The organism is Ignatzschineria larvae DSM 13226, from assembly GCF_038500265.1.
Taxonomy (GTDB): domain Bacteria; phylum Pseudomonadota; class Gammaproteobacteria; order Cardiobacteriales; family Wohlfahrtiimonadaceae; genus Ignatzschineria; species Ignatzschineria larvae.
Map to the genome: position 1 here is coordinate 1,510,876 of NZ_CP150637.1, position 9,125 is coordinate 1,520,000.

6 protein-coding genes, 2 rRNA genes and 1 riboswitch (1 of these 9 running past the window's edge) are annotated in these 9,125 nt (G+C 39.8%); of the genes, 3 read left to right on the forward strand and 5 right to left on the reverse strand.

The window, feature by feature from the left end:
- Positions 1 to 38: 38 nt before the first annotated feature.
- From WMO13_RS06150 to WMO13_RS06160, 3 genes are all read left to right on the forward strand, one after another.
- On the forward strand, positions 39 to 1,955 hold the full coding sequence (locus WMO13_RS06150) for an FUSC family protein (RefSeq protein ID WP_026878671.1): 1,917 nt from the start codon (positions 39 to 41) through the stop codon (positions 1,953 to 1,955).
- Positions 1,956 to 2,168: 213 nt separating this feature from the next.
- Entirely contained in the window at positions 2,169 to 2,588 is a 420-nt protein-coding gene (locus tag WMO13_RS06155; RefSeq protein ID WP_026878672.1) for a hypothetical protein, read from the forward strand.
- A gap of 121 nt (positions 2,589 to 2,709) precedes the next feature.
- A riboswitch (PreQ1 riboswitch) is annotated at positions 2,710 to 2,754 on the forward strand.
- A 7-nt stretch (positions 2,755 to 2,761) separates the two neighbouring features.
- Positions 2,762 to 3,421 (forward strand): 7-cyano-7-deazaguanine/7-aminomethyl-7-deazaguanine transporter, encoded by a 660-nt coding sequence (locus tag WMO13_RS06160; RefSeq protein ID WP_026878673.1) that lies wholly within the window; start codon positions 2,762 to 2,764, stop codon positions 3,419 to 3,421.
- 148 nt (positions 3,422 to 3,569) lie between these two features.
- On the opposite strand, the gene cfa is transcribed toward WMO13_RS06160, so the two are convergent.
- From cfa to WMO13_RS06185, 5 genes are all read right to left on the reverse strand, one after another.
- Positions 3,570 to 4,718 carry a cyclopropane fatty acyl phospholipid synthase gene (gene cfa / locus WMO13_RS06165; protein WP_026878674.1) on the reverse strand — a complete coding sequence of 383 codons (1,149 nt, stop codon included), beginning with the start codon at positions 4,716 to 4,718 and terminating at the stop codon, positions 3,570 to 3,572.
- 208 nt (positions 4,719 to 4,926) lie between these two features.
- Positions 4,927 to 5,841, reverse strand: coding sequence for an NYN domain-containing protein (locus WMO13_RS06170; protein ID WP_026878675.1), 915 nt, complete (start codon positions 5,839 to 5,841; stop codon positions 4,927 to 4,929).
- A gap of 23 nt (positions 5,842 to 5,864) precedes the next feature.
- Positions 5,865 to 6,188 (reverse strand): hypothetical protein, encoded by a 324-nt coding sequence (locus WMO13_RS06175; RefSeq protein WP_026878676.1) that lies wholly within the window; start codon positions 6,186 to 6,188, stop codon positions 5,865 to 5,867.
- Positions 6,189 to 6,369: 181 nt separating this feature from the next.
- A 5S ribosomal RNA gene (gene rrf, locus WMO13_RS06180) occupies positions 6,370 to 6,484 on the reverse strand.
- Positions 6,485 to 6,632: 148 nt separating this feature from the next.
- Positions 6,633 to 9,125 (reverse strand): 23S ribosomal RNA (locus tag WMO13_RS06185) (it continues 419 nt past the right edge of the window).

The window sequence follows — 9,125 nt, forward strand, 5'->3', positions numbered from 1 at the left end:
TATAATATTGTTATTCAGCATAAATATAGAGATTAAAAATGAACGGATTACAAAAAGCTAGGCAAATATTTAAAGCCGCCATTGCCGTCAATAATCGCCCATTCCCTTGGGAGAGGGCTATCGGCGCAGCTTTAGCAATGTCGTTACCGATTTTTATTGGACTGTGGTTTAATCAACTTCAGTATGGACTAATGACAGGTTTAGGGGGATTCACCTATTTGTATGCCTTTCGCTTGCCCTATGCTCATCTTGCCAAACGACTTCTATTTGTGGGGTTGATGATTGTACTATGTGCTTTTTTAGGCTCTATTGTTGCACCCTACCCCATAGCAATGATCATCTTAATTGGACTCATTGCCACCGTCATGATCTTTATCTTTAATGCACTAAAGTTTATCGGTCCTTCAGCCATCTTTTTTATCATGGTATTTGCCCTCACTGCCGATATGCCTATCACAGATCTACAAGGGGCTTTTTTCCGTGCAGGATTAGTTGCACTAGGGGCGCTTCTCTCTTGGCTAATTGCTATGAGCGGTTTTTTGATTAATCCTCATCGCCCTGAGATTAAGGCTGTCAGTAATGCCTATCATCAACTTCATCGCTTTACTGCAAGTATCGGTACAGATCAATTTCATGATGAAAAATATAAAACAATGAGCTTGTTACGGGATACTTTAGAGATATTGATGAGTGGGGAACTACCTGGTTCTCCTTCAAAAACATATCAACGTTTATTACACTTAACCATTACAGGAAATGAGTATTTTCTCTATCTTATGAGTCATTATGCAGAACACAAAGAGAAACTTCCCGATGAATGTTTAGCATTGATTGAACAAATTGAAAGCGCTTTAAAAAACAACCTCAAAAAATCCTCACTTTTCACCATTCCACAGCTATCGGACATAGCGTTACAAAACTATTATCAGACTATGGCGAATATCATCAATGATCCTGCCGAAAATCTGAAACCTATTTCTCTAGAAAAACGCATTACAATCAAAGAGATTTTGCTCAATACGCTTGATCGTAACTCTCTTGTTTTTCTTACCGCTATTCGATTTGGTATTATCACCTCTATTGCGACCATTATTGCCCATAGCTTTGACTTTACTAGATCCTACTGGATTCCTCTATCTTGTGTTGCCGTGATGTCTGGCTCCTCAATGATTGCTACATTCCATAGAGCTTTGCAACGCTCAATGGGAACAATACTCGGCATTATCATCGCCACAATTATTCTCCATTTTCACCCCTCAGGCTATGCGGTGGCACTCTCCATTCTATTATTTACAGCGCTCACTGAACTTTTTATTGTCAAAAATTATGGACTTGCCATTATCTTTATTACACCCAATGCGTTAATTCTTGCAGAAACAATTACCGGCGGAGAATTTTCCGCTTTTTACTTTGCAAGTGCTCGCATGATCGATGTAATCATTGGTAGTATTATTGGCCTTATTGGCGTTATTTTAATGGGTAGAAGAACTGCATCGCTTAGAATCCCGCGGATCATGATGCGCACGCTTCGCAATCAATCTCAAATGTTATTGCTTCTATTCTCTCCAGAAACATCTTCTTCTCACCAACAAATCCATGATCGTATTATCAAAATGCGAACGAATGTTACAAATCTCACAGCACTGTATGATGCTGCCTCTGGCGAAATTCCGCTTAAAAAAGCGCTAATCGAATACTACTGGCCGATCATCTATTCTATTGAAAAGATTGCATTTTTATTAGAGCATGCGGCCGAAGTGGATCACCGAAATATACCGACCGAATCGGAAATTGCTTCTCTAATCTATCTCTTTGAAGTATTAGCAAACTCCCTACAATATAATAATCCAATAACCATTAGACCAGTGCCAATTATCTCGCAATTTCCAGCTATTACGCAAGAAATTATTGCGTTACAAAATGCGATAGAAAAGAGATTATCTGTACCTAAATAAATATATATTCACAGTATTCTTATTAAAAACGGTACTACACCCAAAACAAACATTCTTTCAGAGACAAAAAAGGGAAAGTATATTATTATATGACAAATATGAACAAAAAATAACTTATTAGAATTAAAAGTATTAAGGCTTTTTCTAATTTATACGTTCCATTTTTTAGCCGCAATATCAATTTATCAAAAAATATGAGGATAGATTTTAGTCATGAAAAAAAGTTTGTTAACAATATTAGCACTCTCCTTCTTATCATCACTACATGCAGCAGAGATTACCACTATAAAAGAGACACCAATTACAGATAACGATAAAAAAGCGATTGTTGTCGATATCTATGCACCGGAGGCTGTTACTAAAAGTGATAGAGAAGCCACATTAAAATTAGCGGCTCAGTCTTATGAAGCAAAAGGGTATGAATTTATTCAAGTTATTTTACGCCCATCTTCACACGCAGAATTTACCAATAATTTTGGTTCATTAGGAATTGCAACTTACTCTGTAGATGGTTGCAATCTACAAGGTCTGCAGTGTAAAGATGAAAAATGGAACATCAAAGTGACAGACTACATCCTTACAGAAAAGGATCATAAGAATATTAATGATGTGGTCAATGATGTCAAATATTAGAGCCAATAGTTAAATAACTCGAGATAGGTTATGGATATCGTGTAAATAACTACAAATTATTTGTCTAATTGCCGCATACTATTGCGGCTTTTTTATTACTCCACTTTAGGCTACAATACAGCACCTCGTGGTTCGAGAACCTCCCACGCAAAAAAACTAAGGAATTAAAATTTATGTATCAATTTACGCAAGCGGAGAGACGACGAGCGCTCTATCAGCTCTCTTTCTTTCATATTCTGATTATTGCTTCGAGCAACTATCTTGTACAACTTCCCTTCACCATATTCGGATTTCATACTACTTGGGGCGCTTTCACATTCCCCTTCATCTTCCTCACCACAGATTTAACCATTAGAGTATTTGGCGCTTCACTTGCACGCCGCATTATTTTTGTCGTGATGATTCCGGCACTTATTATCTCCTATGTTATCTCAGTGATCTTTTTCAAAGGCGAATGGCTAGGTTTTAATGAGCTATCAACTTTCAATCTTTTTGTCGCACGAATTGCACTTGCTAGTTTTGCTGGATATCTTGTGGGACAATTAATGGACATTACTGTTTTTAGTTATCTTCGCAGAAATCACCGTTGGTGGGTTGCGCCCAGTGCAGCGGCAATTGCCGGTAACTTTATAGACACAATCGTTTTCTTCTTCATTGCATTTTATCAAAGCGATGATCCATTTATGGCGGCTAATTGGCAGGAAATTGCTCTCGTGGATTATGCGTTTAAATTATTGATTTGTGCTATCTTCTTCCTCCCGCTTTACGGCCTACTCCTGAACTTTATTCTTAAAAAGATGTCATCGCTCCAAGCAGAAAAAATCACAGCATAATTTAATGGATTCTCATAATCTAAATGACTATTTCTTGTCTCTATATTGTTATTGACATAGAACTATAATAAAGATTCCCCTAATAATTTTATAGATCAATATTAGGGGATTATCTTTTATGAATTAGCTTAACTTAAAGTTTGATAGATTAACGAGGGACTCTAATACCACCATCAACACCATTTGGGCTCCAAAGAATTTGCCACAATTGAATATCACGAGCTCTAAATGCACCCGCGCAAGCAAGAAGATAGTAGCTAAACATGCGTTTGAATCTTGGTGTGTAATTATTCTCAATTTCTGGCCAAACATTCACAAATCGCTCATACCATGCCATTAAGGTTCGATCATAATCTGCACCAAAATTATGCCAATCCTCCATTATAAACTTACTTTGACTTGCATTCGCAATTCCTTGGATTGATGGCAAAATACCATTAGGGAAAATATACTTTTCGATCCAAGGATCAACATTGATCTTGTTATAATTAGAACCTATGGTATGCAGTAGAAACAGACCATCTTCCTTAATATTTTTACGTACAACATCAAAATATTCAGAATAATTTTTAGGACCAACATGCTCAAACATCCCGACCGAAACGATACGATCAAATTGATCATCAAGATCACGATAATCTTGTAGCAATATCTTTACGTCTAAATCTCGGCAACGCTCTTGTGCTAATTTCTGTTGTTCTTTGGAGACTGTCACTCCGGTAACAGATACACCGTAGTGTGTTGCTGCATAAGCAGATAATCCACCCCAACCACAACCTATATCCAATAAGCGCATGCCGGGCTTTAAATCTAGTTTACGGCAGATCAAATCTAATTTAGCTTGTTGTGCCTCTTCTAAAGTGGTAGCTTTCGCCCAGTATCCACAAGAATATTGCATATAAGGATCTAGCATTCTAGAAAAAAGATCATTTCCTAAGTCATAATGTTCTTTACCCACAATCCAAGCTCGACTCTTAGTTTGCAAATTCCAAATACGAGCTATAATAATACGAGCTATATCACGCCAATTTTTGGGGAGCTTCTGATCAAGTTTAGCGCTTAAGACACGGGTAAAAAAGAGGTCTAATCGTTCACAATCCCACCACTCATCCATGTAGCTTTCGCCTAATCCTATAGATCCTTCTTGCAAGACACGCTGATAAAAATTTTCATTATGTATTTGTAGATCATAAGGATTAGAGCCATTAATCTCTATTCCTGCTTGCGCTAACATCTCCTGCGCTATACGTTTCCACTGTGATTTTTTTTCAAGTGATGTATCACTCTTGTTGCTCATAATACTCTCCAAGATTGAATAAATATATTTAACTCTAAACAATATCCCATCGAGCCACATAAACAGGATAACTAGATGATATTTATATGACTATATAACTTTAGTAAAATATATAATACTACAAAAATTATTAATAATATATAGTTTATAATATGTTTATCTATAAATGAATAATCATGTTAATATATCTAGAGATCTATAAAATCAACTATTTATAAATTTTCTCTAAAAAAGAAGTCAAAGAATTACAACCAAAAGCCTCTTTATAATGAATACCCCTCTCTTTAAAGGCCCTCCCTATTAGATTTTTATTTAACGAGTTTTCATCTTTCTCGTCATAGCTATGCATTTTAATAATTTGTCGCACTTTCTTTAATTCACTCTTAGGCAACTCGCAAGCAATACGAAGAGTATTTTTTTGCGCCGCCAATTTAAACAGGCCGATCGCGTCAATCAGTTCCGATAATTTTGAATAGCCATAATTTCGAGAATCAAATTCAGGATTTACTTTATTAATATAAGTTCCGACAATTCCTAAAGTTGCCCATCCTGTATCTTGATCATGTTCTTTAATAGCATTACGAATCAATTTTAATAATGACAAATCTGACCTCAAAGATATTTGATCCCAAACCTCTTTATTATCTGCATTAGCAGATTTGTTGCCATTATCTATTGGTTCTCTCATCAATAAATTATCAATAAAAATATATTTATCACAAGATTTTCGAAAAGCTTCCGTAGCAGATTGCTTACCTATTCCATAAACCTTAATACCATTCTGACGAATTCTAGATACTAATCCTGTAAAATCACTATCACTCGAAACAATACAGAAAGCATCAAATTGCTGACTATGTAGTAAATCCATAGCGTCAATGACTATGGCTATATCTGTAGCATTTTTATTAGTGGTATAAGAAAATTGCTGAATTGCAACTAATCCATAGCTCAGACATTTTTCTTTCCAATTTTTAAGAGCTGGGGAACTCCAGTCACCATAGACTTGCTTAACATAAGGTGTTCCATATTTGGCAACTTCTTTTAAAATAGCCCCTATTAGTGCATGAGATGTATTATCGGCATCGATCAACACAGCGATATTCTGAGAAATTTGGCTCACCAGTTCTGTCCTCTAATATGTCACTATTCAGGGTGCAATGTTATTAACTTTTGATTCAAAATTTCATATATATTTTGGAGATCGATACCGCTTGCCCCCATTACTTGACCAAAATAAATAAGCCAAGCATCAGAAGTATCAAGAGTACCTATTGCTTGACCTAAAAGATAGCCATATTCCCAACTATGAGCCTCTTCTCTCTCATACCCTTCTAAGGTTGTGATCATATTAATCACTGCTTGCAATTCATTACATAATATATAGCTATATAAATCTAATTGTCCAATATTCTCCTTACCCTTTGCGCAAATATCTGCTACAAATAATTTTGCTTCATTATAATTCACTACTACTTCCCCTATCTTTTTACATTAAAGTATTACATAAAAGATTCATTGATATTTATCAAGCATGAATAAAATCATCAAATAGATTGCTTATAACTATAACACTTCACCCTTAGTGTTGTATAAATTTGCTATAAAAGAAAAACCCCTAGTTCACTGAACTAGGGGTTTCTGTATTAAGCCCTGGAAATGACCTACTCTCACATGGGAACTCCCACACTACCATCGGCGCTGCTACGTTTCACTTCTGAGTTCGGGACGGGATCAGGTGGTTCCATAGCGCTATTGTCTCCAGGAAAACTGGTTTGTGTTTGAAGTATTAAATACTCCACTCACGAATAAATTTGATTAGTTGGTTAGTAACAGCAAGTAGACTGTATTCTTCGTTTTAACTTTGGAAACGTTCATGTCTCATTGTAAGACAAATTGTCTAAGACCTATTATATGGTCAAGCCTCACGGTCAATTAGTATTGGTAAGCTCAATGCATTACTGCACTTACACACCCAACCTATCAACGTCGTAGTCTTCGACGGACCTTCAGAGGGGTTAAACCCCTAGGGAAATCTTATCTTGAGGAAGGCTTCCCGCTTAGATGCTTTCAGCGGTTATCCCGTCCGTATGTAGCTACCCGGCTATGCCATTGGCATGACAACCGGAACACCAGAGATACGTCCACTTCGGTCCTCTCGTACTAGAAGCAGCTCCTCTCAAATTTCCAACGCCCACGGCAGATAGGGACCGAACTGTCTCACGACGTTCTGAACCCAACTCGCGTACCACTTTAAATGGCGAACAGCCATACCCTTGGGACCGACTACAGCCCCAGGATGTGATGAGTCGACATCGAGGTGCCAAACTCCGCCGTCGATATGAACTCTTGGGCGGAATCAGCCTGTTATCCCCGGAGTACCTTTTATCCGTTGAGCGATGGCCTTTCCATACAGAACCACCGGATCACTAAAACCTACTTTCGTACCTGCTCGACGTGTCTGTCTCGCAGTCAAGCACCCTTTTGCTTTTGCACTCATAAGCCCGATTTCCGACCGGGCTGAGGGTACCTTCGTACTCCTCCGTTACTCTTTCGGAGGAGACCGCCCCAGTCAAACTACCCACCATACAATGTCCTTAGCCCAGATCATGGGCCTAAGTTAGAAGTCCAAATCTTTCAGGGTGGTATTTCAAGGATGGCTCCACAACAACTAGCGTCGCTGCTTCAAAGCCTCCCACCTATCCTGCACAAAAAGATTCAAAATCCACTGTAAAGCTATAGTAAAGGTTCACGGGGTCTTTCCGTCTTGCCGCGGGTACACCGCATCTTCACGGCGATTTCAATTTCACTGAGTCTCGGGTGGAGACAGCCTGGCCGTCATTGCGCCATTCGTGCAGGTCGGAACTTACCCGACAAGGAATTTCGCTACCTTAGGACCGTTATAGTTACGGCCGCCGTTTACTGGGGCTTCGATCAAGAGCTTCGCTTACGCTAACCCCATCAATTAACCTTCCAGCACCGGGCAGGCGTCAGACCCTATACGTCCACTTTCGTGTTTGCAGAGTCCTGTGTTTTTGATAAACAGTTGCAGCCAGCTTTTCACTGCGACCTTCCAGAGCTTACTGCGTAAAGCATTCACCTAGGAAGGTGTACCTTCTCCCGAAGTTACGGTACGATTTTGCCGAGTTCCTTCACCCGAGTTCTCTCAAGCGCCTTAGAATTCTCATCCCAACCACCAGTGTCGGTTTGGGGTACGGTTCTCATATCACTATTGCTTAGAAGCTTTTCTTGGAAGCATAGCATCAACCACTCCGGAGCTCGTAAGCTCCTCGCATTCACGTCTCAGTATTAAGATCCCGGATTTGCCTAAGATCTCTACCTACCTGCTTACACTGGCATACCAATCACCAGCTGGTCTAGCTTTCTCCGTCCCTCCATCGCATGATACGAGAGTTCAGGAATATTAACCTGATTCCCATCGACTACGCATCTCTGCCTCGTCTTAGGGGCCGACTCACCCTGCTCCGATTAACGTTGAACAGGAAACCTTGGTCTTTCGGCGTGCGAGTCTTTCACTCGCATTAACGTTACTTATGTCAACATTCGCACTTCTGATACCTCCAACGGCTCTTACGAGTCCATCTTCACAGGCTTACAGAACGCTCCCCTACCACATATATTTTAAAATACACATCCGCAGCTTCGGTATATCGCTTGAGCCCCGCTAAATCTTCCGCGCAGGCCGACTCGACTAGTGAGCTATTACGCTTTCTTTAAATGATGGCTGCTTCTAAGCCAACATCCTAGCTGTCTATGCCTTCCCACATCGTTTACCACTGAGCGATAATTTGGGGACCTTAGCTGGCGGTCTGGGTTGTTTCCCTCTCCACAATGGATGTTAGCACCCACTGTGTGTCTCCCATGATAATACTTTCCGGTATTCGGAGTTTGCATCGGGTTGGTAAGTCGGGATGACCCCCTAGCCGAAACAGTGCTCTACCCCCGGAAGTAAATTACATGAGGCGCTACCTAAATAGCTTTCGGGGAGAACCAGCTATCTCCAAGCTTGATTAGCCTTTCACTCCGACCCACAGCTCATCCCCATCTATTGCAACAGATGTGAGTTCGGCCCTCCAGTCAGTGTTACCTAACTTTCAGCCTGGCCATGGGTAGATCGCCTGGTTTCGGGTCTACACCCTGCGACTATTCGCCCTATTAAGACTCGGTTTCCCTACGCCTACCCTATTCGGTTAAGCTTGCCACAGAATGTAAGTCGTTGACCCATTATACAAAAGGTACGCAGTCACCCTAAAAAGGGCTCCCACTGCTTGTACGTACACGGTTTCAGATTCTATTTCACTCCCCTCACAGGGGTTCTTTTCACCTTTCCCTCACGGTACTTGTTCACTATCGGTCGATTACGAGTATTTAGCCTTGGAGGATGGT